General features: G+C 71.9%; 20 protein-coding genes. 10 read left to right on the top strand and 10 right to left on the bottom strand.

All coding sequences use genetic code 11. From position 1 onward, the window contains the following. Positions 1-2 precede the first annotated feature (2 nt). Entirely contained in the window at positions 3-554 is a 552-nt protein-coding gene (locus tag F4556_RS13655) for a peroxiredoxin (RefSeq protein WP_057227269.1), read from the bottom strand. A 130-nt stretch (positions 555-684) separates the two neighbouring features. Between F4556_RS13655 and F4556_RS13650 the strand changes: the two genes are divergently transcribed. From F4556_RS13650 to F4556_RS13640, 3 genes are all read left to right on the top strand, one after another. After that, entirely contained in the window at positions 685-1,623 is a 939-nt protein-coding gene (locus F4556_RS13650) for a LysR substrate-binding domain-containing protein (protein ID WP_313068294.1), read from the top strand. A gap of 279 nt (positions 1,624-1,902) precedes the next feature. Continuing rightward, a complete protein-coding gene (locus F4556_RS13645; protein ID WP_184914822.1) occupies positions 1,903-2,994 on the top strand; it encodes an AAA family ATPase in 1,092 nt (363 codons plus the stop codon). Continuing rightward, positions 2,991-3,704, top strand: a complete 714-nt coding sequence (locus F4556_RS13640; protein WP_184914819.1) for an HNH endonuclease — start codon at positions 2,991-2,993, stop codon at positions 3,702-3,704. The genes F4556_RS13645 and F4556_RS13640 overlap by 4 nt, the downstream gene beginning before the upstream one ends. On the opposite strand, the gene F4556_RS13635 is transcribed toward F4556_RS13640, so the two are convergent. The 3 genes from F4556_RS13635 to F4556_RS13625 all read right to left on the bottom strand — a co-directional run bounded on the left by F4556_RS13635 (position 3,697) and on the right by F4556_RS13625 (position 9,781). Then, positions 3,697-5,526: an ATP-binding SpoIIE family protein phosphatase gene (locus tag F4556_RS13635; RefSeq protein WP_184914816.1), complete on the bottom strand. Its 1,830-nt coding sequence runs from the start codon at positions 5,524-5,526 to the stop codon at positions 3,697-3,699. The two genes, F4556_RS13640 and F4556_RS13635, sit on opposite strands and share 8 nt — an antisense overlap. A gap of 44 nt (positions 5,527-5,570) precedes the next feature. Next, entirely contained in the window at positions 5,571-6,221 is a 651-nt protein-coding gene (locus F4556_RS13630) for a class I SAM-dependent DNA methyltransferase (protein ID WP_313069208.1), read from the bottom strand. Between the two features lie 587 nt (positions 6,222-6,808). After that, positions 6,809-9,781 carry an AfsR/SARP family transcriptional regulator gene (locus F4556_RS13625; protein ID WP_184914814.1) on the bottom strand — a complete coding sequence of 991 codons (2,973 nt, stop codon included), beginning with the start codon at positions 9,779-9,781 and terminating at the stop codon, positions 6,809-6,811. A gap of 181 nt (positions 9,782-9,962) precedes the next feature. Here F4556_RS13625 and F4556_RS13620 point away from each other — a divergent pair, with 181 nt between their 5' ends. Continuing rightward, positions 9,963-10,190 carry a hypothetical protein gene (locus F4556_RS13620; protein ID WP_184914811.1) on the top strand — a complete coding sequence of 76 codons (228 nt, stop codon included), beginning with the start codon at positions 9,963-9,965 and terminating at the stop codon, positions 10,188-10,190. A 57-nt stretch (positions 10,191-10,247) separates the two neighbouring features. Here F4556_RS13620 and F4556_RS13615 read toward each other — a convergent pair whose 3' ends face one another. Continuing rightward, positions 10,248-11,915: a fumarate hydratase gene (locus tag F4556_RS13615; protein WP_184914808.1), complete on the bottom strand. Its 1,668-nt coding sequence runs from the start codon at positions 11,913-11,915 to the stop codon at positions 10,248-10,250. Between the two features lie 212 nt (positions 11,916-12,127). Here F4556_RS13615 and F4556_RS13610 point away from each other — a divergent pair, with 212 nt between their 5' ends. Further along, positions 12,128-12,820, top strand: coding sequence for a DUF1707 SHOCT-like domain-containing protein (locus F4556_RS13610; protein WP_184924582.1), 693 nt, complete (start codon positions 12,128-12,130; stop codon positions 12,818-12,820). Between the two features lie 254 nt (positions 12,821-13,074). After that, positions 13,075-13,467, top strand: a complete 393-nt coding sequence (locus F4556_RS13605) for a WhiB family transcriptional regulator (protein WP_184914804.1) — start codon at positions 13,075-13,077, stop codon at positions 13,465-13,467. A gap of 166 nt (positions 13,468-13,633) precedes the next feature. Here F4556_RS13605 and glpX read toward each other — a convergent pair whose 3' ends face one another. Beyond that, positions 13,634-14,671, bottom strand: coding sequence for a class II fructose-bisphosphatase (glpX, locus tag F4556_RS13600; RefSeq protein ID WP_184914801.1), 1,038 nt, complete (start codon positions 14,669-14,671; stop codon positions 13,634-13,636). 229 nt (positions 14,672-14,900) lie between these two features. On the opposite strand from glpX, the gene F4556_RS13595 reads away from it, so the two are divergent. Next, entirely contained in the window at positions 14,901-15,407 is a 507-nt protein-coding gene (locus F4556_RS13595) for a DUF4245 domain-containing protein (protein ID WP_184914799.1), read from the top strand. A 66-nt stretch (positions 15,408-15,473) separates the two neighbouring features. On the opposite strand, the gene F4556_RS13590 is transcribed toward F4556_RS13595, so the two are convergent. Further along, the gene (locus F4556_RS13590; protein ID WP_184914796.1) at positions 15,474-16,067 is read right to left on the bottom strand and encodes a malonic semialdehyde reductase; all 594 of its coding nucleotides are present in this window, start codon (positions 16,065-16,067) and stop codon (positions 15,474-15,476) included. A 138-nt stretch (positions 16,068-16,205) separates the two neighbouring features. Continuing rightward, positions 16,206-16,442 (bottom strand): exodeoxyribonuclease VII small subunit, encoded by a 237-nt coding sequence (locus tag F4556_RS13585; RefSeq protein ID WP_057227247.1) that lies wholly within the window; start codon positions 16,440-16,442, stop codon positions 16,206-16,208. 70 nt (positions 16,443-16,512) lie between these two features. Here F4556_RS13585 and F4556_RS13580 point away from each other — a divergent pair, with 70 nt between their 5' ends. Next, entirely contained in the window at positions 16,513-17,001 is a 489-nt protein-coding gene (locus F4556_RS13580) for a GNAT family N-acetyltransferase (protein ID WP_184914793.1), read from the top strand. On the opposite strand, the gene xseA is transcribed toward F4556_RS13580, so the two are convergent. Next, positions 16,992-18,203, bottom strand: coding sequence for an exodeoxyribonuclease VII large subunit (gene xseA, locus F4556_RS13575; protein WP_184914790.1), 1,212 nt, complete (start codon positions 18,201-18,203; stop codon positions 16,992-16,994). The two genes, F4556_RS13580 and xseA, sit on opposite strands and share 10 nt — an antisense overlap. A gap of 106 nt (positions 18,204-18,309) precedes the next feature. Between xseA and F4556_RS13570 the strand changes: the two genes are divergently transcribed. Beyond that, positions 18,310-19,620, top strand: coding sequence for a TerD family protein (locus tag F4556_RS13570; RefSeq protein WP_184914787.1), 1,311 nt, complete (start codon positions 18,310-18,312; stop codon positions 19,618-19,620). Positions 19,621-19,629: 9 nt separating this feature from the next. On the opposite strand, the gene F4556_RS13565 is transcribed toward F4556_RS13570, so the two are convergent. After that, a complete protein-coding gene (locus tag F4556_RS13565; protein ID WP_184914784.1) occupies positions 19,630-20,973 on the bottom strand; it encodes an APC family permease in 1,344 nt (447 codons plus the stop codon). Between the two features lie 85 nt (positions 20,974-21,058). Here F4556_RS13565 and F4556_RS13560 point away from each other — a divergent pair, with 85 nt between their 5' ends. Next, a complete protein-coding gene (locus F4556_RS13560; protein ID WP_376775693.1) occupies positions 21,059-22,033 on the top strand; it encodes a 4-hydroxy-3-methylbut-2-enyl diphosphate reductase in 975 nt (324 codons plus the stop codon). Positions 22,034-22,061 lie beyond the last annotated feature (28 nt).

Below are 22,061 nucleotides of genomic sequence, written 5' to 3'. Positions count from 1 at the left end.
GGTCAGCCCGCCAGCAGGGTCTGGGCGTCGAGGGTGTCCTCGCCCTTGGTCCAGTTGCACGGGCAGAGCTCGTCGGTCTGCAGCGCGTCGAGGACCCGCAGGACCTCCTTGGGGTTCCGGCCGACGGAACCGGCGGTCACCATGACGAACTGGATCTCGTTGTTCGGGTCCACGATGAACACCGCGCGCTGGGCGGTGCCGTCCGCACCCTCGACGCCGCAGGCCCGCATCAGGTCGTGCTTGACGTCGGCGAGCATCGGGAAGGGCAGGTCGCGGAGGTCCTTGTGGTCCTTGCGCCAGGCGTGGTGCACGAACTCGGAGTCGCCGGAGACGCCGAGGATCTGGGCGTCACGGTCGGCGAACTCCTCGTTCAGCTTGCCGAACGCGGCGATCTCGGTCGGGCAGACGAACGTGAAGTCCATCGGCCAGAAGAAGACGATCTTCCACTTGCCCTCGTAGGACTTGTGGTTGATCTCGGCGAAGGCGTTCGCGGCGTCGAGGTCGACACAGGCGTTGAGTTCGAACTCCGGGAACTTGTCACCGATCGTAAGCACGTTCGCTTCTCCAGGCTTGGAAACTGAGGGAAAGTGTCCGGATTGCGGACAACATCCACAGTCGCACACGGCAACTGATAGCGGAAATCGTTAGACTCGATCCGATTGATCGGAGAGAGCTATCAGTACCGTGAACCCCAAGCCCCGTACCCCCACCCTCGCCCAGCTGAAGGCGTTCCTGGCGGTCGCCGAGCACCGGCACTTCCGCGAGGCCGCCGCAGCCTGCGGCACCAGCCAGCCCGCGCTGTCCGGAGCGGTCGCCGCGCTGGAGGAGGTGCTCGGCGCGCAGCTGGTCGAGCGTACGACGCGGAAGGTCATCATCACTCCCCTGGGGGAGCGGGTCGCCGATCACGCGCGCCGCGTACTGTCAGCTCTGCACGCCCTCACCGAGGAGGTCGAGGCGGCCCGCCGCCCGTTCACCGGGCCGCTGCACCTCGGGGTGATCCCGACCGTGGCACCGTACCTGCTGCCGACCGTGCTCCGGCTGGTCCGGGGCAGTTACCCCGACCTCGAACTGCACGTGCACGAGGAGCGCACCCCCGCGCTGCTGGACGGTCTGGCGGCCGGGCGGCTCGACGTGCTGCTGCTCGCACTGCCCTCGGGTGGCTCCTCGCCGACCCGGGACATCCCGCTGTTCGACGAGGACTTCGTGCTGGTCACCCCGCCCGAGCACGAGCTGGCCGGGCGGATCGACGTACCCCGGGACGTGCTGCTCGACCTGGACGTGCTGCTGCTGGAGGAGGGCCACTGCCTGCGTGACCAGGCCCTCGACCTGTGCCGCGAGGTCGGCGCAGACGGTTCGGGCGGGTCGACCCGGGCCGCCGGGCTCTCCACCCTGGTCCAGTTGGTGGCCGGCGGGCTCGGGGTGACCCTGCTGCCCGCCACCGCCCTGGACGTCGAGGCGGGCCGCACCGACCGGCTGGCTGCCGTGCGGTTCGCCGATCCGGCGCCCGGCCGCCGGATCGGCCTGGCCACCCGCCCGGGCTCGGCCCGCACACCGGAGTACGAACGGTTCGCCGCCGCGCTGCGCGAGGTGCTGGTCGAGCTGCCGGTGCGGATCGTCCCGTGATGCGCGGTTTGCCGACCCGCCGCCGGAGGTTCTCCGTGAGTTGCCGGTCAGGACCGTCCCCTGACGGGTAATCAATCCTCAGGGCCTGCCTGACAATTCCCGTCGGGGCCGGCCCGCCCGGCACGCACGCTCGCCGCACGGCCGAAACGCCCAAGTAGCTCCGCTACGAGGGCGTCCCGGCCGCACGCCGAGCGCACGCACCGAACGACCCGGCCTGATCCGACGGGAATTGTCAGGCAGGCCCTAGGCTGACCGCAGTGATCGGGGAGGGGTGGGCGGATGTACATCTCCAGGCTCGAAGTGGAGAACCTGCGCGGCTTCCGGGGTGTCAGGAACGTCGATCTGGACCTGACCCGGCCGGACGGCTCGCACGCCGGCTGGACGGTGCTGGCCGGGCCGAACGGCGCGGGCAAGACCACCCTGCTGGCGGCCCTCGCGGCGGCCCTGGGCGAGGAGACCGACCCGGCGGGCTGGCTGGCGCCGGGTCAGGACGAGGGCGGCGTCCGGCTGGACGGCGCGCACTGGCGGGTCACCCGGACCGAGGACGGCGTCAGCGCCCGGCGCAACGGCGTGCTCGGCTTCTGGGCCGGCTACCGCGCCCGGCGTGAACTCACCGACGGCATCGGCTGGTTGGTCGGCCAGCAACTGCACGCCCTGGAGCGCCAGCCCGGCGCGGTCGAACTGGTCGCCGGGGTGCGGGCGCTGCTCGACGACGGGCTGCTGCCGGCCGGCCAGCGGATCGGCCGGATCGACTCCGACGGCCTCCAGATCCAGTGCGGCGACAGCGAGTTCCGGCTCTCCGGTGGAGTCGCCGCCGTGGTGTGCCTGGTGCTCGACCTGCTGGCCCGGATCCACCAGGCCCACCCGGAGCAGGAGTTGGTGATCGACGGTACGCCGCCGAGCGTGCCGGTGCCCGGCGTGGTGCTGATCGACGAGGTCGAGGCGCACCTGCACCCGGAGTGGCAGCAGCGGCTGGGCGAGTGGCTGGTCGGGCACTTCACCGGCCTCCAGTTCATCGTCAGCACCCACAGCCCGTACGTCTGCCAGTCCGCCGACCCCGGCGGGCTGGTCCGACTGGCAGGCCCCGGCGAGGAGTCGGCCCCGTACGTGCTGGACGAGGACCTGTACCAGCGGATCGTCTACGGCAGCGGGGACGACACCGCGCTGACCGAGCTGTTCGGGCTGCCGAGCGTCTACTCCCCGCAGGCGGAGGCCGAGCGTCGGCTGCTGATCGCGCTGGAGCGCAAGCTGTACGCGGGCCACGCCTCCAGCGCCGAGGTGGCCGAGTACCGGGAGCTGGGCGCCCGGCTGAACGCCTCGCTGGCCGCCAGGGTGGACGAGGCCAGGGACAGGCTGGGCGGTGGCCGATGATCCCGCTGCAACGCCCCCCGCTGACCGAGCAGTTGGAGGCCGACCTGGCCCGCCGCACCGAGGCGATCCGGAAGGCCGGGCCGACCACCGCGACCGGCCGGGCGGCCTGGCGGACGGCCCGCGACCCCAAGGCCAAGCTGCGCACCCTGCTGCACCGGATGACCCCCGGACTGCTGCGCTGCATGTACTGCGGCGACAACCTGGGCACGGACATCGACCACTTCGAGCCGATCGCCCGGGCGCCGCTGCGCACCTTCGACTGGCACAACCACCTGCTGGCCTGCGCCTACTGCAACTCCAACCAGAAGCGCGACCGCTTCCCCTGCGACCCGGCCAGCGGCGATCCGCTGCTGATAGACCCGGCCACCGAGGACCCGGCCGACCACCTGCTGCTCTACCTCGAGTCCGGCGCCTACCAGGGCCTGACCGCCAAGGGCCACGCCACCATCGACGTCTTCGCCCTCAACTCCCGGGCGGAGCTGGTGCGGGGGCGCCGGCTGGCGTTCACCGTGGTCAAGGCGCTGCTCCGGGACTGGCACACCAGGACGGCCGCCGGCGACCACGCCACCGCCGCCGAGATCGCCGACGCCCTCGACCTGCTCTGGCAGGCCGACGTGGTCCGCGCGGTGTACCGCCTGGCCGACAACCGCCCGCTGGCGGAAGTGGTCCTGGGAGCCGAGGCCCTGGCCGCTCTGATCGAACTCAGCTGAGCCCCGTCGGCAACCGCTGCTCGAACCACACCACCTTGCCCGCCCCGAGCCGGGTAGCCCCCCAGCGCTCCGCACACCGCGCCACTATCTGCAACCCCCGCCCCCGCTCGTCCTCCGGCCCCGCCCGCCGCGCCCGGGGCAACAACGCACTGTCGTCCCCCACCTCGCACCGCAGCACCGAAGTCCGCACCAGCCGAAGCGTCACCGGCCTGGTCGCGTGCTGGATCGCGTTCGTCACCAGCTCACTCACCATCAGCTCGGTGTTCTCCGCGAGCGTCTCCAGCCCCCACCGGCGCAGCGCGTGGCCGACCAACCGCCGTGCTCGGCCCGGGGTTTCGTGCCGGGGCTGGAGGTACCAGTACGCCACGTCCTCGGCCGGGATGCCGTCGAAGGCGGCGGCCAGCAGGGCGACGTCGTCGGCCCGGTCGCCGGGCGGCAGGATGCGCAGCGCCTCCTGGCAGAGGTGCTCGGGGGAGTGCCCGTGCGCGCCGCTCAGCCGGGCCCGGAGCAGCTCCAGGCCGGTGGTGAGCGACCGTCGCCGGGACTCCACCAGGCCGTCGGTGAACAGCATCAGGGCCGAACCGGGCGGCGCGGGCAGCTCGACCGAGGTGAAGTCCACCCCGCCGACCCCGATCGGTGCCCCGGACGGCAGGTCCAGCAGCTCGGCCCGCCCGTCCGGGCCGACCAGCACCGGCGGTACGTGGCCCGCGTTGGCGAGCACCACCCGGTTCGCGATCGGGTCGTAGACCGCGTACACGCAGGTCGCCAAGTGCTGTTCCCGGCCCAGACGTTGGGCCTGTTCGTCGAGGTGGTAGAGCACCTCGTGCGGGGGCAGGTCGAGGGCGGCCAGGGTCTGCGCGCTGGTGCGCAGCTGGCCCATGATGGCGGCCGAGGTGAGCGAGTGGCCCATCACGTCGCCGACGATCAGGGCGACCCGGTTGCCGGGCAGCGGGACGGAGTCGTACCAGTCCCCGCCGACCTGGGTGCCGCGCTCGCAGGGCAGGTAACGGTGCGCCAGCCGGACTCCGTGCCGCTGCGGCAGGTGGGTGGGCAGCATGCTGCGCTGCAGCTCGTCGGCGATCTCCCACTCGCGGGTGTAGCGCAGTGCGGTGTCCACCGCGAGCCCGCCCTGGGTGGCCAGGTGGGCGGCGGTGGCGGTGTCGGTGGCGTCGAAGGCCAGCGCGGCGTCGTACGCGGTGGTCAGCTCGAAGGCGTCCGAGGTCTGCGGGGCGCCGCCGAACGGCGTCGGCCGGGGCGCGGCCGGGGTGCTCTTGCCGGGCCGCCGGATCAGCAGCAGCAGGCCGAGCACCGTCTTGCGGCCGCGCAGCGGCAGGGCCAGCAGCGCCGTGCCGCTGGCGAGCCGGCCCAGCGTCCGGGCGCCGTAGAGCTCCTCCAGCAGCGGCCGGAGCCGGGCGGCGGACGGGGTGCCGAGCACCACGGGACCGGTCGGGAACTGCTGGTCGAGCGCCCGGGCCGCCGGCCCGCCGGCCCGTAGCCGACGCGTCCCGGCCCGGCGGCCGAGCCGGGTGCCGTGCCGGTGATGGATGGTCAGCGAGGTCGGACTGCCCGGGTCGCGCTCCAGGTCGGGCAGCGGCTCGCGCAGGTGCACCACGGCCGCGTCGGCGAGCGCCGGGACCAGCACCTTGCCGAGGTTGCGCAGCGTCGCGGCCAGGTCGAGCGAGGTGTTGATCCGCCGGGTAGCGCTGTCCAGGTACGCCAGCCGCTCGGCCGTGCGCGCCCGCCCGCCCGGCAGCGGCGGTGGCCGACGCTGGGGCGGGACGGCGGGAGGCTGCCCGGTCAGGGGCTCGGGAAGGTCGCGCACGGGCTGCCGTTCTGCGAGAGGAGAGCTGGGGACCAACAGTCGATTCAGCCGACCCGTCGACAGCGGAGGAAGAGCTGCTCCTCCGGCGGCAGGGTGGTGCTCGCGGGGGCGTACGGGTGGCCGGAGTGCGCCTCGACCGAGAACCCGGCCCGGTGCAGCGTCTGCTCCAGCTCCTCCCGCAGGTACCCGCTGATTCTTATCTCGTGGCCGAGGAACGGCAGCGGGGCATGGTCGAGATCCGCCTCGACCATGCCGAGCGCGAGCAGGCCGCCGGGCCGGAGCAGCGTCCGGATCCGCCCGAGCACCTCGGGGATCTCCGCCTGCGGCAGCATGATCAAGGAGAAGAACGCGGTGGCCGCGGCGTACCGACCGGCCGCCCGCGGCCCCAACTCGGCTGCGTCCCAGGCACGGTGGGCCCGCTCGGTGGCCAGGTCGTACATGTCGATCCGGTGGTACTCGGCGGCGGGCACGCTCTGCCTGGCCAGTCGCAGCATCCCGTCCGAGAGGTCGACCCCGGTCACCCGCAGGCCGCCGCCGGTCAGCTGACGGACCGTCGGATCCCCGGTGCCGCAGCCGACGTCCAGTACCTGGGCACCCGGCTCCAGTGCGTCGAGCAGCCACTCACCGCAGGCCAGCTGACCGGCCTTGTCCGGAAACGCCTCGACGTAGCGGGCGCCGATGGTGTCGAAGGCCACCGCCTGGAGCGCGCGCTCGGTCCGACGGCGGGTCTGGTGATCGGCGTGGGAGGGCCCGCGGCCCTGGGCGGGATCGGATATCTGTCCGGTCGTCACGATTGAGAGGCACCTTTCCACCCTGGCCGCCACCCGCCGGTGCCCGGGCTGCCTCCTGGCGGCGCCGTCCACCGCGCGTGACGGTCCGTCACGCTCCCGCGTCACTCTGTGCTGCGTCGCCGCCCTGCCTGTCGCTCCGCTCCACTTGCCGGCCCGCCGTCAATACGTCGCTGGCCTCCGAGAATAGGCGCGATCAACCGACCATAGGGTCCTTTTCCGGCCAACTCGTGGTTGTTGGGATGAATTTGGCCGGGATGGCCGGAGCATTCCGGGGCGGTCGGGGGTGGTGCGAAACCCCACTGCGCGCCGCGTGGCGCGACGGGGTGGCCCGTTCCGACCTGCACCGATCCGAGCCGCCCCCGCGTTTATCGGATGTCAATCGACGGGTGCCAGAGTAGGGACCAGCGCCGGGGAAGCGTCGAGGTGCTCCCGCAGCCGGGGGGCTGCGGGAGTACTGACACGCAGAGGGGGACCTGTCGGGGGACAGGTGGTCACGGCGCGGGGGGTGCGGCGGGCTCGGTGTGCTGTTGCTGCCCGATGAGGTCCTGCACGGGGAGGACTTCGGGCACACCGAGCCGCGTGAACACGGCGAGCGCCTCCTGAAGACAGGCCAGCCCACGCGCCGGCTGACCCAGCTTCAGGAGCGCCTCGCCGAGCGCCGCGTTGGCCAGGCCCTGGCAGTACGCGGCATCCAGCTCCTGGGCGATGGCGAGCGACTCGTCCGCGGCCTCGGCCGCTTCGGCGTACTGGCCGTCGGCGAGCAGGCAGGGCGCGAGGCGGGCGAGGGAGTAGCCCTCCCAGATCCGGCGTTGCTCCGACTGGTAGAGCTGGTGCGCCTCGCGCAGATGCGGGGCGGCTTCGCCGGGGGAGCCGGTCGAGCGGAGCACCACACCGAGTTGGTAGAGCGTGTCGGCGAGGCAGGGGATGTTCCCGGACGCCCGTGCGGCGGCGACCGCGGCCTGGGCCGATCTGGCGGCATCGTCCTGCTGACGCAGATCAAGGTGGGCCCTGGCGATGTTGCCGAGCAACCGGGCTTCGCTGATGGTGGCGCCCAGGCTGCGACTGATCTCCCGGGCCTGCTCGAAGAACGGCAGCGCCTCGGCCGGCCGGTCGGCCAGACTGAGCACCACCGCGAGCAGGTTGGCCGCGGCGATCCGCAGATGGGTCCGGTCGTCGGGGCCCTGCAGTTCCAGACTCTGACGGAACGACAGCTCGGCGTCGTTGTACTCCCCGGCCACGTGCTGGAGGAAGCCGAGAGCGAGGCTGATCCTGGACAGCGCTGCGTTGTCGCCGTGCGGCCGGGCGTTGGCGTCGGCGGTGTGCAGGGCGATTCGGATCCGCTGACCGTGCGTCGGGTCCTCGACCAGGCTGTTCAGCACCGTGAGCAGATCGACGGCCGGTCGCAGCAGCTCCAGCGGCTTCTCCACCGCCGCCTCTATCGTGCTGAGCAGCAGGGCCAGTTCCGTCCTGAGCCAGTCCTGGGCCGCCGAGCTGTCGGTGATCGGCAGACCGGAGGAGACCGGACGGTGCAGGGTCTCCGGGAGTACGTCGTCGGGTTCGAGGGCCCGCGCGGCATTTCGCATGGTTGCGAGCAGCGTGTCCAGCAGCCGGAGCAGTGCCTGCTGCTGCTCGCCGGTGTCCTTGAGCTTCTCGTTCTGCCGCTGAGCGAACAGGCGCAGCAGATCGTGGTAGCGGTACCGGCCCGGAGTGAAGCACTCGAGCATGTTGGCCTCGACCAGAGCTTCGGCCAGCGACTCCGCCTCGTCCTCGTCGGTGCCGAGCAGCGCGGCCACCGCCTCCAGCGGGAGGTCGGGGGAGTCCACCAGGGAGAGCAGCCGGAAGGCTCGGGCCTCCTCGGGCCGGAGCTGCGCGTAGCCGAGGCCGATGGTGGTCTCGACGGCGAGGTTGCCGAGTTGCAGCTCGTGCAGCCGACGCCGCTGGTCCGCTAACCGCCGGGCCAGGTCCGAGACGCTCCAGCGCGGACGGCTGGCCAGGCGGGCGGCGGCGATGCGGACGGCCAGCGGCAGGAAGCCACAGGCCGTCACCACAGCGAGCGCGGCCTCGGGTTCGGCGGCGACCCGCTGCTCGCCGACGATGGCCGAGAACAGCGCCAGCGCCTCCTGGGGCGTCAGCTCCTCGACGTCGACCAGGTGTGCACCGGGCAGTTCGGCCAGCCGGGAGCGGCTCGTCACCAGGACCGCGCTGCCGGAGACGCCGGGGATCAGCGGCAGCAGCTGCCGGGCGTCCTTGGCGTTGTCGAGCAGGATCAGCATCCGGCGGTCGGCCAGCAGCGAGCGGTACAGCGCGGCGCGCTGCTCCAGGGTGTCCGGAGTCTCGGCCGAACCCAGCGCGTACAGGAAGTCGCCCAGCACCACGGCCGGGTCGGCGGGCGAGGCGCTCGGTCCGCGCAGGTCCACGTACAGCTGGCCGTCCGGGAACTCGGAGCGGATGCTGTGGGCGAGGTGGACGGCCAGCGTGGTCTTGCCGACGCCACCGATCCCGGCGAGCGAGGTGACCACCACGGCCTGGCCGGAGCCGCTGCGCAGCACGTCCCTGAGATCCCGGACCAGTTCCGAGCGTCCGCTGAAGTCGGAGACATCGGCCGGAAGTTGGGCAGGCGGGACGAAGGCCGCCGCCTCGTCCTGCTCGGAACTGCGGCCGAGTGCGGCCGGTGCGGGCATCAGCGTCGGGTCGGCGGCCAGGATGCGGGAGTGCATCGAGGCGAGCCCGGCGCCGGGCTCGACGCCCAGTTCCTCGATCAAGAGCTTCCGGGTGTCGGTGTAGACGCCGAGCGCCTCGGCCTGTCGGCCACAGCGGTAGAGCGCCAGCATCAGCAGCTCACGGAGCTGTTCGCGCAGCGGGTGTTCGGCGGCCAGCGAGCTCAGTTCGGAGACCGTTTCCGCGTGCAGCCCGATCTCCAGGGCCGCCGCGCAGCGGTCCGCCCAGGCCGCGATCTGACGCTCGGCCAGTCGGTTGCGCTGGGCTTCCGCATGCGGTCCGGGGATGCCGGCCAGTGGCCGACCGCTCCACAGTGACAGCGCGGAGGCGAGCAGGCGGTGGGTCTTCCGGTAGTCCCCGTCGCCCCTGGCCGCTGCCGCGTTGGCGAACTCGTGCTCGAATACCGAGAGGTCGAGCGACTCCGGCGGGATCCGCAGCGCGTATCCGTCGCTCACCGACACCAGCAGTTCGGCCGGCGCGCGCATCTCACGGTTCGGCTCGATCAGCGCGCGTAGCCGGGAGACATACGTGCGCAGCGCGGCCACCGCCTGTGGCGGCGGACGGTCGCCCCACAGGCCGTCCACCAGGTCCTGAGTGGTGACCGGGCGGCCGTGACTGAGCAACAGTGCGACCAGGACGGCCTGTTGTTGCGGCGAACCGAGTGAGAGGTGCTGCTCCCCGCGCCAGGCCTGCACGGGTCCGAGCACCTGGAAGCGCAGCGCGTGCGGCTGCCCCTGAAGCTCCATGGAGATCCCCCGATGATGGCCAAGGTGAGGCGTCAGCTTATGAGGAGACTGGCAAACGTTGGAGAAGTGGACGAGCCTCGGGATGTTTATAAGACATTTAGTGAGGCCTACGATACTGGGCGCGCGCCCTGACCCGTCCGTCCGGGCTGACACAAAATCTCATTACCCGAAAGGCGGCGTCATGGCCGACACCGAGACCACCACCGCGACCCCGGCACCGACCCAGCCGGCGGCCGAGGTCGCACCCGTCGAGCAGACCCTCACCGCCGTGGACCCGGAGGCGCAGCTCCTGGAGGTCCTGGACGTCCTGGCCACCGACGAGCCGGAGACCGAGATCGCGCCGCTGGTCGAGGAGCCCAAGAAGGACGGCGGTTACGAGCCGCTCGGTACGGTCATCAACCGCCCCTGAGCAAAAGCGGAATGCAGTGCCCCGCCCCACCGCGAAGGTGGCGCGGGGCACTTGTCGTTACTCCGCCGACCGCACCCGCAGGCTGGTGATCAGCGGGCCTTCGGTGACCTCGGCGAAGAAGTCGTTGCCCTTGTCGTCGACCACGATGAAGGCCGGGAAGTCCTCGACCTCGATCCGCCAGACCGCCTCCATGCCCAGCTCGGCGTACTCGAGGACCTCGACCTTACGGATGCAGTCCTGCGCCAGCCGCGCCGCCGGGCCGCCGATCGAGCCGAGGTAGAAGCCGCCGTGCTCGGCGCACGCCTTGGTGACCTGCTTCGAGCGGTTGCCCTTGGCGAGCATCACCATCGAGCCGCCCGCCGCCTGGAACTGGTCGACGTAACTGTCCATCCGTCCGGCCGTGGTGGGGCCGAACGAGCCGGAGGCGAAGCCCTCGGGGGTCTTGGCGGGGCCGGCGTAGTAGACCGGGTGGTCCTTCAGGTACTGGGGCATGCCCTCGCCCGCGTCCAGCCGCTCCTTGATCTTCGCGTGCGCGATGTCACGGGCGACCACCAGCGTGCCGGTGAGCGAAAGCCGGGTCTTCACCGGGTACTTGGCGAGCTCGGCGCGGATCTCGGACATCGGCTGGTTCAGGTCGATCCGGACCACCTCGTCGTCGAGGTGCTCGTCCGTGGTGTCCGGCAGGTACTTCGCCGGGTCGGTCTCGAGCTGCTCCAGGAAGATGCCGTCCGCCGTGATCTTGCCCAGCGCCTGGCGGTCAGCCGAGCAGGAGACGGCCATCGCGACCGGCAGCGAGGCGCCGTGCCGGGGCAGCCGGATCACCCGGACGTCGTGGCAGAAGTACTTGCCGCCGAACTGGGCGCCGATGCCGATCTTCTGGGTCAGCTCGGTGACCTTGGCCTCCAGCTCCAGATCCCGGAAGCCGTGGCCGGTGGCCGCGTCGCCGCTGGTGGGCAGCTCGTCCAGGTAGTGCGCCGAGGCGTACTTGGCGGTCTTCAGCGCGAACTCGGCGCTGGTGCCGCCGACCACGATCGCCAGGTGGTACGGCGGGCAGGCCGCCGTGCCGAGTGAACGGATCTTCTGCTCAAGGAAGTTGAGCATCGAGTCCTCGTTCAGGATGGCCTTGGTCTCCTGGTAGAGGTACGACTTGTTGGCGCTGCCGCCGCCCTTGGCCATGAACAGGAACTTGTACGCGTCACCGTCCGTCGCGTACAGCTCGATCTGGGCCGGCAGGTTGTTGCCGGTGTTCTTCTCGTCCCACATGGTGACCGGGGCCATCTGCGAGTAGCGCAGGTTGAGCTTGGTGTACGCGTCGTACACGCCGCGCGCGATGGCGGCCTCGTCCCGGCCCTCGGTCAGCACGTTCTGGCCGCGCTTGCCCATCACGATCGCGGTGCCGGTGTCCTGGCACATCGGCAGGATGCCGCCGGCCGAGATGTTGACGTTCTTCAGCAGGTCCAGCGCGACGAAGCGGTCGTTCGGGCTGGCCTCCGGGTCGTCCAGGATCCGGCGGAGCTGGGCCAGGTGCGCCGGGCGCAGGTAGTGCGAGATGTCGTGCATCGCCTCGGCGGTGAGCAGCCGCAGGGCCTCGGGCTCGACCTGGAGGAAACGGCGCCCGCCCGCCTCGATGACACTGACGCCCTCGGAGGTCAGCTTGCGGTACGGGGTGGGGTCCGCACCGAGGGGGAGGAGGTCGGAGTAGGCGAACTCTGGCGTGGGAGCCATGCGTGGAGGTCCTTAACTGATCCGGCTGCGTCGACGAAGCACCTTCAAGACTAGGTCCCGGCCGAGCGAGCGGTGCGCGCAGGTGAACCTGCGTGACCGGGGTCACGCCGACTGCCGCCGAACTCTCGTTCGGGAGGGGGTCCGGTGGCTAGGCTGACCCCGTGGACAACTCGCCGTCGCAGCAGGACCAGCCGGGCCGGTCGCCCGTGCCCATGACCAAGTCCGAGGCCAAGCCGGACCTGACCAAGAAGCCGTTCGACGCGGCCCCGGTGGCGGAGGCCGAGCTGCGCGCCTCGGACGCCGACCGGGAGCGGATCGCCGAGCTGCTGCGGGACGCGTACGCCGAGGGCCGGCTCACCGTCGAGGAGCACTCCGAGCGGATCGAGGCGGCCTACAGCGCCCGCACGCTGGGCGAGTTGGCGCCGCTGACCAGGGACCTGCCCGCGCACCGGCCGCTCTCCGCCGAGCTGCCGGAGGGCACCGCCCACCGGGCCCCGCAGCGGCAGTCCCAGCCGCCGGCCCGGAGCGAGTCGCCGACCATGCTGGCGATCTTCGGGGGCACCAGCCGCAAGGGCCGTTGGCGGGTGGGCTCGCACCTGCGCGCGGTGGCGGTGTTCGGCGGGGTGGAGATCGACCTCAGCGACGCCGTGTTCGAGTCGCCCGAGGTGGAGATCGAGGTCTGGGCGGTCTTCGGCGGCGTCGACATCAAGGTGCCGGAGAACGTCTCGCTGCACGGCAGCGGCGTCGGCGTCTTCGGCGGCTTCGACGTCCGGGAGCAGACTGCGGCCGACCCCTACGCGCCGGTGGTCCGGGTGAAGGGCGCGGCGGTCTTCGGCGGCTGCGAGGCGAAGCCGCGACGTGGCAAGAAGCTCCGTGAGTGGGTGCGCAAGCAGCTCGACGGCTGACCGGTCCGAGATCTTACGGGGCGTCAACTTCCGGGCGGGCACTCGATCCTGGGTCGAGTGCAGCCCGTAGTCGGCCGCATGCGGTGTGCATGAATCAGCCGGGGGCGGGGTAGTTCCTGACGCATATCGTTTCTTGTACGGCTGTGACCCCGGGGGCGGTTGAAACCTACGGATGCCGCGAGTGGGGTCGGTAACGGGGCAGCCGGGCAGGGAGCCATCCCCCTGAGTTCTCTTGAGCCCGTCAGGAGTAAGCCGTGCTGCATCCCATCGAGTCCAGCGCCCGTGTCGCCACCCAACCGGCGGCCCGCAGTACCACCGCTCCGGCGGCGGTGGCGGCGCAGCGGCTCGAGCACCAGGAGGACAGTCCCTGGCACACCGGGGCGGCCTGCCGACGGGACGAGGCGGGGCTGTTCTTCGCCCCCTCCAAGGAGCCCACGGCGGCCCGGCTGTCCCGGGAGGAGCACGCCAAACAGGTTTGCGCCCGCTGCCCGGTCCTGCTGGAGTGCCGGGAACACGCCCTCGCCCAGCCCGAGCCGTACGGCGTCTGGGGCGGCCTCACGGCGGCCGAGCGCCGGGTGGTGCTGGCCCGGCGGCGGCGCCGGGAGGCCGAGCTCCGGATACCGGCCGCCCGCCGGATAGCGGGCTGAACTTTTTGCACGTGATCGAGTAGCTACGGTCAGGGGCTCGGGGAACGGCGACGAGATCTGGCGTGCGGGTCACAAGCGAAAGTGCCTGACCAGCTACGCACGGGTGACCTCTTCCGAGGTCGGCGTCGCAGTTCCCCGAGCCCCTGTCTTCCGAAGCGTGTGCCTTCTAGTTGGCGCGGTCGAAGTCGATCGCGCTGTAGGCCCGGAGCTTGGAGAGCTTGTGGGTGGAGTCGATCTGACGGATCGTTCCGCTCTTGGAGCGCATCACCAGGGAGCTGGTGGTGGCGGTGGCCTGGCGGTAGTGGACGCCGCGGAGGAGTTCGCCGTCGGTGATGCCGGTGGCGACGAAGAAGACGTTCTCGCCGCTGACGAGGTCGTCGGTGGTGAGGACGCGGTCGAGGTCGTGGCCGGCGTCCAGTGCCTTCTGGCGTTCGGCGTCGTCCTTGGGCCACAGGCGGCCCTGGATCACGCCGCCCATGCACTTCATGGCGCAGGCGGCGATGATGCCTTCGGGGGTGCCGCCGATGCCCATGAGCAGGTCGACGCCGGTGCCGGCGCGGGCGGTCATGATGGCGCCGGCGACGTCGCCGTCGGTGATGAACTTGATCCGGGCGCCGGCCTCGCGGATCTCCTTGACCAGGCCCTCGTGGCGGGGGCGGTCGAGCACCATGACGGTGACGTCCTCGACGGAGCTGCCCTTGGCCTTGGCGACGCGGCGGATGTTGACGGCGGCGGGGGCGGTGATGTCGACGTAGTCGGCGGCTTCGGGGCCGCAGACCAGCTTGTCCATGTAGAAGACGGCGCTGGGGTCGAACATGGTGCCGCGGTCGGCGACGGCGAGGACGGCGACGGCGTTGGCCATGCCCTTGGCGGTGAGGGTGGTGCCGTCCACGGGGTCGACCGCGACGTCGCACTCGGCGCCGGTGCCGTCGCCGACGCGTTCGCCGTTGTAGAGCATCGGGGCTTCGTCCTTCTCGCCCTCACCGATGACGACCACGCCGTTCATCGACACGGTGGAGACGAGGGTGCGCATGGCCTTGACGGCCGCGCCGTCGGCGCCGTTCTTGTCGCCCCGGCCGACCCATCGGCCGGCCGCCATGGCGGCGGCCTCGGTGACCCGGACGAGCTCGAGGGCGAGGTTCCGATCGGGGGCCTCCGGGGCCACGATCAGGGAGCTGGGGAAGTTGCTGTGCTGGGCGGTCATCGTCGATACCTCTCTGTACGCGACGGCCAGAGCGCCCGACAAATGCCAGGTCGAACGCCGTGATGAGGGTCCTGCGATCGTATCTGCCGACCGGATGGCTGTCTGTGGCGCACCCCCGGCTGGCCTCCCAGCGCGTCTTCCCGGCCGGATTCACCCGTCCGGGAGGACCCCGGTGGTGGGGGCGGGGGAGGGGATGGTTCACGATGAGGGGGTGGCAGGGAAAAGCAGCATGAGAGGCCGGCAGACGGTACGGGACATGATCCTGTCGATGCTGGCGATCGGTGGCGTGGTCTTCGTCGGGTACCTCTTCATCCCGCACTCCGAGGGCTCGGGGCTGAAGGCGGTCGACTACCGCTCCTCGGCGGCCTCGGCCAAGCGCGCCGCGCCGTACCCGGTGCTGGCTCCGGAGGGCCTGTCCGAGCAGTGGAAGGCCACCTCGGTCGAGTACAACCAGGACAAGAAGCGCCCCAAGGCCTGGCACCTGGGCTTCCTGACGCCCGGCGGCCAGTACGCGGCGGTCGAGCAGAGCCTGGAGCCCCGCGAGAAGGCGATCACCGACGCGGTCGAGGGCGCGAAGCCCGAGGGCACCACGACGACGGTCGGCGGCCAGGAGTGGCAGCGCTACCAGGGCAAGTCGTACCGGGCCCTGGTGGTCCAGAGCGGCGGCGCCACCACCGTGGTCACCGGCACCGCCGGCTGGGACGAGCTCACCGAGTTCGCCCGGTCGCTCCGGTAGTACCCGGAACACGACGAAGCCCCCGGCCGTGCGGCCGGGGGCTTCGTCGTACCTGCGGGGTCACCGTCAGACGGTGGTGACGACCTCGTCGTAGGCCAGGCGCGGGGAGCGCGGGTACCAGGCGTCCTCGCCCGGCTTGCCGATGTTGACCACGGCCAGCACCGAGTGGTCGCCGTCGCCGAAGAACTCCTTGTTGATGCCCTCGGCGTTGTAGCCGGTCATCGGGCCGGCGGCCAGGCCGGCGGCGCGGATGCCGAGGAAGAAGTACCCGGCCTGCAGGGCGCCGTTGAAGTGGGCGGACGCCTCGCGGACCGGGCGCTCGGTGAAGAACAGCTCGGCGGCCTGCGGGAAGGACGGGAGCTGGGCCGGCAGCTCCTCGTGGAACTCGTTGTCGGCGGCGAGGATGGCGACCAGCGGGGCGCTGGAGGTCTTCGCCTTGTTGCCGTCGGCCATGTGCTGGACCAGGCGCTCGCGACCCTCGGGGGTGCGGACCAGGACGACGCGCAGCGGCTGCTGGTTGAAGGCGGTCGGGGCGAACTTGACCAGGTCGTAGATGGCCTGGACCTGCTCGTCGCTGACCGGCTCGTCGGTGAAGGTGTTGGCGGTGCGGGCCTCACGGAAGAGCAGGTCCTGGGCGGCGGCGTCGAGAGCCAGGGTCATTACGGATCCACCTCTACGGGATAAACGTATGCGTCACGGAGCAGCGGTTTGCGCGCCGTTCGGTACGGTCCAACGTTAGGTGAAACTTAAACCATTCCGCAACTGACCTGTGAACCACCTCACATGCCGAGACGCGCGCTACTCGCCGCCGGTCTCCCCGCCCTCGGCGGCCAGTGCCGCGTCCAGCCGGGCCCTGGCCCCGTCCAGCCAGCGCTGGCAGACCTTGGCCAGCTGCTCGCCGCGCTCCCAGAGGGCCAGTGACTCCTCGAGCGGGACGCCCCCCGCCTCCAGCTGCCGGACCACGTCGAGCAGGGCGTCCCTCGCCTGCTCGTAACCGAGGCTGTCGTCCGCGTTATTCCCCTGCTGCTCTGTCATTCCGTCAGGGTAGGCGCTGCGGCGGACAATTCGGGTGTGTCCCGGCGCTCCCGCTGGCTACCCTCGCGCCATGACGCCCCAGGTGAGACCCGCCACCCCCGAGGACGCCGCCGAGCTGGTCCGGCTGCGCGGCCTGATGTTCGAAGCGATGTCGGGGAAGCCGGATCCGGGCGGCTGGCAGCCGGCCGCCGAACAGGTGCTGCGCGAGCGGCTGGCCGGGCCCGACGACCGGCGCACCATGCCGGCCTTCGTGGTCGACGACCCGGAGCGGCCGGGCCGGCTGGCCGCCTGCGCGGTCGGCACCCTGGAGCGACGGCTGCCCGCGCCGGGGCACCCCGACGGCCTGTTCGGCTTCGTCTTCAACATCTGCACCGACCCCGGCCACCGGCGCCGGGGCTACGCCCGGGCCTGCACCGAGGCGCTGCTGGCCTGGTTCGACGCCCGCCGGGTGACCCGGATCGACCTGCACGCCACCGAGGGCGGCGAGGCGCTGTACCGCAGCCTCGGCTTCCACGAGCACTCCGTCCCGCTCTCCCGGCAGCGGCTGCTTCAGCCCTGAGTGGCCGTCACCTCGAAGGCGCCCTCGGCGACCCTGGCGTGCAGCAGCTCACCGGGCGTCAGGTCGGCCGGGTCGCTGACCACCCGGCCGTCGGCGTGCTGGAGCACCGCGTAGCCGCGCTGCAGGGTGGCCAGCGGGGAGAGCGCGACCACCCGGGCCAGGGTGTGGCCGAGGTCGGACTCGGCGGCGTCCAGCCGGTGCCCGAGGACCCGCCGGGAGCGCTCCAGCAGGGCCGCGACCTGCTCGGCCGGGCCGTCCACCAGCCGGTGCGGGGCGGCCAGCACCGGGCGGCTGAGCAGACCGGCCAGGCCGGCCTGCTCGCGCTCCACCCGGTGGGTGATGTGCCGTCGGGCCCGGTCCCGGAGCTGGTGCACCCGGGTCAGCTCCTCGTTCACGTCCGGCACCACCCGCTTGGCGGCGTCGGTCGGGGTGGAGGCCCGCAGGTCGGCGACGAAGTCCAGCAGCGGCTGGTCCGGCTCGTGCCCGATCGCGCTGACCACCGGCGTACGGGCGGCGGCCACCGCCCGGACCAGGCCCTCGTCCGAGAACGGCAGCAGGTCCTCCACGCTGCCGCCGCCGCGGGCCACGATGATCACGTCCACCTCGGGGTGCTCGTCCAACTCCCGTACCGCGGCGGTCACCTGGGCCACCGCGGCGGCGCCCTGCACCGGGACGTTCCGGACCTCGAAGCGGACGGCGGGCCAGCGGCGCCTGGCGTTCTCCAGTACGTCCCGCTCGGCGGCCGAGCCCCGGCCGGTGACCAGGCCGACGCAGTGCGGCAGGAACGGCAGCCGCTGTTTGCGCTCGGTGGCGAACAGGCCCTCGGCGGCCAGCTTCCGCTTCAGGTGCTCCAGCCGGGCGAGCAGCTCGCCCAGGCCGACCAGCCGGATCTCGGTGGCCCGCAGCGAGAGGGTGCCCCGGGCGACGTACCACTCGGGTTTGGCGAAGACCAGCACCCGGGAGCCCTCCTGGACGTCCTCGGCGACCTGCTCGAAGACCTGCCGGAAGCAGGTGACGGTCAGTGAGACGTCCCGGTCCGGGTCACGCAGCGTCAGGAACACCACCCCGGCTCCGGGGCGCCGGCTGAGCTGGGTGATCTGCCCCTCCACCCAGATCGCCCCGAGCCGGTCCACCCAACTGCCGATGAGCGCGGAAACCTTGCCGACCGGGATCGGCGCCTCGGGTGAGCTGGTGTTGGCCATACCGACGAGGCTAACCCCGCGCACCGACGTGCGGCCCGCGCACCGACGCCGAGAGCTCTAGGGTGGGCCCAGTGAGCAGACGTCAACTTCGGGGAGCGGCGGGCTGATGGTGATTTCCAAGGGTGCGAACGTGCCGGTGGCGGCGGCCGAGGTGCTGGTCGAGCTGGGCTGGTCGACCGGCCCCGGCGTACCGGACGCCGACGCGTCCGCGCTGCTGCTCGCGGGTGGCCGGGTCAGGTCCGACGCGGACTTCGTCTTCTACAACCAGCCGCAGGACGTCTCCGGCGCCGTCCGGCACACCGGGAAGCGCTCGGCCCCCGGCTCGGTGCTGGACACCCTGACCGTCCGGCTGGCCGGGCTCGACCCGACGGTGGAGACGGTCGTGCTGGCCGCCTCCAGCGACGGCGGCCGGTTCGGCGCGCTGCCCGGGCTGTACCTGCGGGTGCTGGACGCGGCCTCCGGGGCGGAGCTGGTCCGGTTCGAGGACCACGGTGCGACCACCGAGACGGCCTTCGTGCTCGGGGAGCTGTACCGGCGCGGCGACGGCTGGAAGTTCCGCGCGGTGGGCCAGGGGTACGACTCCGGGCTGGCCGGGCTGGCCACCGACTACGGCATCCAGGTCGACTCGGAGCCCTCGCCGGCCGCTGCTCCGACTCCCGTTCCCGCCATGCCGCCTGCTCCGCCCGCCGCCCCTCCGATGACTGCCCCGCCGATGGCCGCCGCGCCCGCACCGGCGCCTGCCGCCGCCCCGCCCAGTTTCACCAAGATCACGCTGACCAAGGAGGCCCCGCGCCTGTCGCTGCGCAAGCACGGCGCGGTCGGCGGCCTGCTCCGGGTCAACCTCAACTGGGCGCCCGCCGCCGGCGCCCCGCAGAAGACGCAGTCCGGCGCGGCCGGCTGGCTGGCCAAGCGCTTGGGGGCGGCCGGCCAGTCCCCGATGGCGGGCCGGGACCTCGACCTGGCCTGCCTCTGGCAGCTGCGGGACGGCAGCGCCGGGATCGTGCAGGCGATCGGGCAGCGGTTCGGCGCGCTGCACGAGGCGCCGTTCATCCAGCTGGCCAACGACGACCGGACCGGTGCGGTGGCCACCGGCGAGGACCTCTGGATCAACCTGGACCACGCCGACCTGATCCAGCGTCTGGTGGTCTTCGCGTTCGCCTTCGACAATCGGCCGCTGACCGGCCTGAACGGCCTCGCCACCCTCTACCCCGCCACCGGCGCGCCGGTCGAATTGCCGCTGGACGGCTGCGACTTCCCGGCCACCAGCTGCGTGGTCGCGCTGCTGGAGAACGACGGCGGCGGCCTGGTGGTGAACCGCGAGGGCCGGTACTTCCAGGCGGTCGAGGGCCGGTCGAACCACCAGCAGATCGACGAGGCGTACGGCTGGGGCCTGAACTGGAGTGCGGGCCGCAAATAAGACCGAGGGTCAGCGCCCGCGCCGGACGGCCGGGCTCTGCACCACCAGTACCAGCAGGCCGACGGCCAGCCAGGTGGCGCCGACCCACTGGGCGGTGGTGGACGCCTCGATCAGCACCCAGGCGATCACCGCCATGCCCAGCAGCGGGATCAGCAGGTGTCTGAACCAGTCCCGGGAGTCGCCCTTGACGGTGTACCAGCCGATCACCGAGGCGTGCAGCAGCCCGAACGCGGACAGCGCGCCGACGTTCACCACCGAGGTCAGCTGGTCGAGGCCGTCGTCCCGGCGGGCCGCCCAGACCGCCGCCACCAGGGTGACCACGGCGGCGGCCAGCAGCGCCCGCCGGGGCACCGCTGTCCGGGCGTCCACCGCGGACAGCGCCCGGGGCAGCCGCCCCTCCCGGGCCATCGCGAACAGCAGCCGCCCGGCCGCGGCCTGCCCGGCCAGCGCCGCGAAGGCGGCGCCGATCGCCTTGCTGACCGCCACCAGGGTCTGCAGCCAGTGCCCGATCGAGGCGTCGACGGTGTCGTAGAAGGCCGAGCCCTGCGCGGCCGGGTCGGCCGCCAGCTGTTGCGGCGTCACCGGCGTGAGCAGCGCGGCCAGGTAGGTCTGGGTCACGAACAGCACCCCGGCCAGCGCCAGGCACCAGAGCACCGCCCTGGCCACCGCCGCCGAGGCACCGACCGCCTCCTCGACGAACGAGGCGATCGCGTCGAAGCCCAGGTAGGAGAGCACCGCCACCGAGACCGCCGAGACCACGGCGGTCAGCGAGAAGCCGCCGACCCCGGTCAGCGGTGAGAGCCAGCCCCGTTCGGCGCCGTCCCGGACCAGCATCACCACGGCCGAGACCACGAAGACCGTCAGCACCACGATCTCCAGCGCCAGCACCGCGAAGCCGACCGCCGCCGCCGTCCGGACCCCGGTCAGGTTGAGCGCGGTGGTGACCAGGACCGCCAGCACCGTCCAGACCCAGCGGGAGACGTCCGGCACCAGCGAGTGCAGCGCGATCCCGGAGAACAGGTACGCCACCGCCGGGATCAGCAGGTAGTCGAGCATCGCCATCCAGCCGGCCACGAATCCCCAGCTCTCGCCCAGCCCGGCCCGGGCGTACGCGAAGACCGACCCGGTCTGTGGCACCGCCCGCACCATCTGGGCGTAGCTGTAGGCGGTGAATCCCATCGCGACGGTGGCGGCCAGGTAGACCGCGGCGACCGCGCCGTGGCTCTTGGCGTCCAGGACGCCGAACACGCCGACGGGTGCCATCGGGGCGATGAACAGCAGCCCGTAGACCATCAGATCGCGTACGCCCAGGCTCCTGCGCAGGGCGCCCGGGGTTCCACTCTGCTCAGCCATGTTCAAATTTGAGCACTTCTGCCCGGTTTCATCCGGTAGCCGGTACCCGTCGGCGCGGCCCGGGGCCGCCCGTACCATGGGAGCCATGTCCAACTCTGCGCAGCGCCGTGTCCTGCTCGCCGCCCCCCGGGGCTACTGCGCGGGTGTCGACCGCGCCGTCATCGCCGTGGAGAAGGCCCTCGAGCAGTACGGGGCCCCGATCTACGTCCGCAAGGAGATCGTCCACAACAAGTTCGTGGTGCAGACCCTGGAGAAGCAGGGCGCGATCTTCGTCGACGAGACGGAGGAGGTGCCGGAGGGCTCGATCGTGGTCTTCTCCGCGCACGGTGTCGCCCCGTCCGTGCACGACGAGGCCAAGATCGGCAAGCTCGCCACCATCGACGCCACCTGCCCCCTGGTCACCAAGGTGCACAAGGAAGCCGTCCGGTTCGCGGACGAGGACTACGACATCCTGCTGGTCGGCCACGAGGGCCACGAGGAGGTCGTCGGCACGATGGGCGAGGCGCCCGACCGGATCCACCTGGTGGACGGGGCCGAGGACGTCGCCAACGTGCAGGTCAGGGACGAGTCCAAGGTGGTCTGGCTGTCCCAGACCACGCTCTCGGTGGACGAGACGATGGCCACCGTCGGCGAGCTGAAGAAGCGCTTCCCGCTGCTGGTCAGCCCGCCCAGCGACGACATCTGCTACGCCACCCAGAACCGCCAGGTGGTGGTCAAGCAGATCGCCCCCGAGACCGACCTGCTGATCGTGGTCGGCTCCAAGAACTCCTCCAACTCGGTCCGCCTGGTCGAGGTCGGCCTGGAGTACGGCGCCAAGGCCGCCCACCTGGTGGACTTCGCCGACGAGATCGACGAGACCTGGCTGGAGGGCGTCACCACGGTCGGCCTGACCAGCGGCGCCTCCGTCCCGGAGATCCTGGTCGAGGGCGTGCTCGCCTACCTGGCCGAGCGCGGCTACGCCGACGTGCAGACGGTCAAGACCGCCGAGGAGCACCTGATCTTCTCGCTGCCCAAGGAGCTCCGCCGCGACCTGCGCGCCGAGGCGGCCGGCAAGCTGTAGCGCGGTTCCGTCCCACGGCCCGTACGTT

Origin of the sequence: Kitasatospora gansuensis (genome assembly GCF_014203705.1) — a bacterium.
Taxonomy (GTDB): domain Bacteria; phylum Actinomycetota; class Actinomycetes; order Streptomycetales; family Streptomycetaceae; genus Kitasatospora; species Kitasatospora gansuensis.
Note: the sequence above shows the minus strand (reverse complement) of the source record. Positions and strands in the feature narration are given on the sequence as shown.

Bases quoted from the DNA above. Each gene is read 5' to 3' on its own strand.
- F4556_RS13645 (WP_184914822.1), top strand. From the start codon at position 1,903: ATGTACATCTCCAGGCTCGAAGTGGAGAACCTGCGCGGCTTCCGGGGT.
- F4556_RS13640 (WP_184914819.1), top strand. From the start codon at position 2,991: ATGATCCCGCTGCAACGCCCCCCGCTGACCGAGCAGTTGGAGGCCGAC.
- F4556_RS13625 (WP_184914814.1), bottom strand. From the start codon at position 9,781: ATGGAGCTTCAGGGGCAGCCGCACGCGCTGCGCTTCCAGGTGCTCGGA.
- F4556_RS13620 (WP_184914811.1), top strand. From the start codon at position 9,963: ATGGCCGACACCGAGACCACCACCGCGACCCCGGCACCGACCCAGCCG.
- F4556_RS13615 (WP_184914808.1), bottom strand. From the start codon at position 11,915: ATGGCTCCCACGCCAGAGTTCGCCTACTCCGACCTCCTCCCCCTCGGT.
- F4556_RS13610 (WP_184924582.1), top strand. From the start codon at position 12,128: ATGACCAAGTCCGAGGCCAAGCCGGACCTGACCAAGAAGCCGTTCGAC.
- glpX (WP_184914801.1), bottom strand. From the start codon at position 14,671: ATGACCGCCCAGCACAGCAACTTCCCCAGCTCCCTGATCGTGGCCCCG.
- F4556_RS13595 (WP_184914799.1), top strand. From the start codon at position 14,901: ATGAGAGGCCGGCAGACGGTACGGGACATGATCCTGTCGATGCTGGCG.
- F4556_RS13590 (WP_184914796.1), bottom strand. From the start codon at position 16,067: ATGACCCTGGCTCTCGACGCCGCCGCCCAGGACCTGCTCTTCCGTGAG.
- F4556_RS13585 (WP_057227247.1), bottom strand. From the start codon at position 16,442: ATGACAGAGCAGCAGGGGAATAACGCGGACGACAGCCTCGGTTACGAG.
- F4556_RS13580 (WP_184914793.1), top strand. From the start codon at position 16,513: ATGACGCCCCAGGTGAGACCCGCCACCCCCGAGGACGCCGCCGAGCTG.
- xseA (WP_184914790.1), bottom strand. From the start codon at position 18,203: ATGGCCAACACCAGCTCACCCGAGGCGCCGATCCCGGTCGGCAAGGTT.
- F4556_RS13570 (WP_184914787.1), top strand. From the start codon at position 18,310: ATGGTGATTTCCAAGGGTGCGAACGTGCCGGTGGCGGCGGCCGAGGTG.
- F4556_RS13565 (WP_184914784.1), bottom strand. From the start codon at position 20,973: ATGGCTGAGCAGAGTGGAACCCCGGGCGCCCTGCGCAGGAGCCTGGGC.
- F4556_RS13560 (WP_376775693.1), top strand. From the start codon at position 21,059: ATGTCCAACTCTGCGCAGCGCCGTGTCCTGCTCGCCGCCCCCCGGGGC.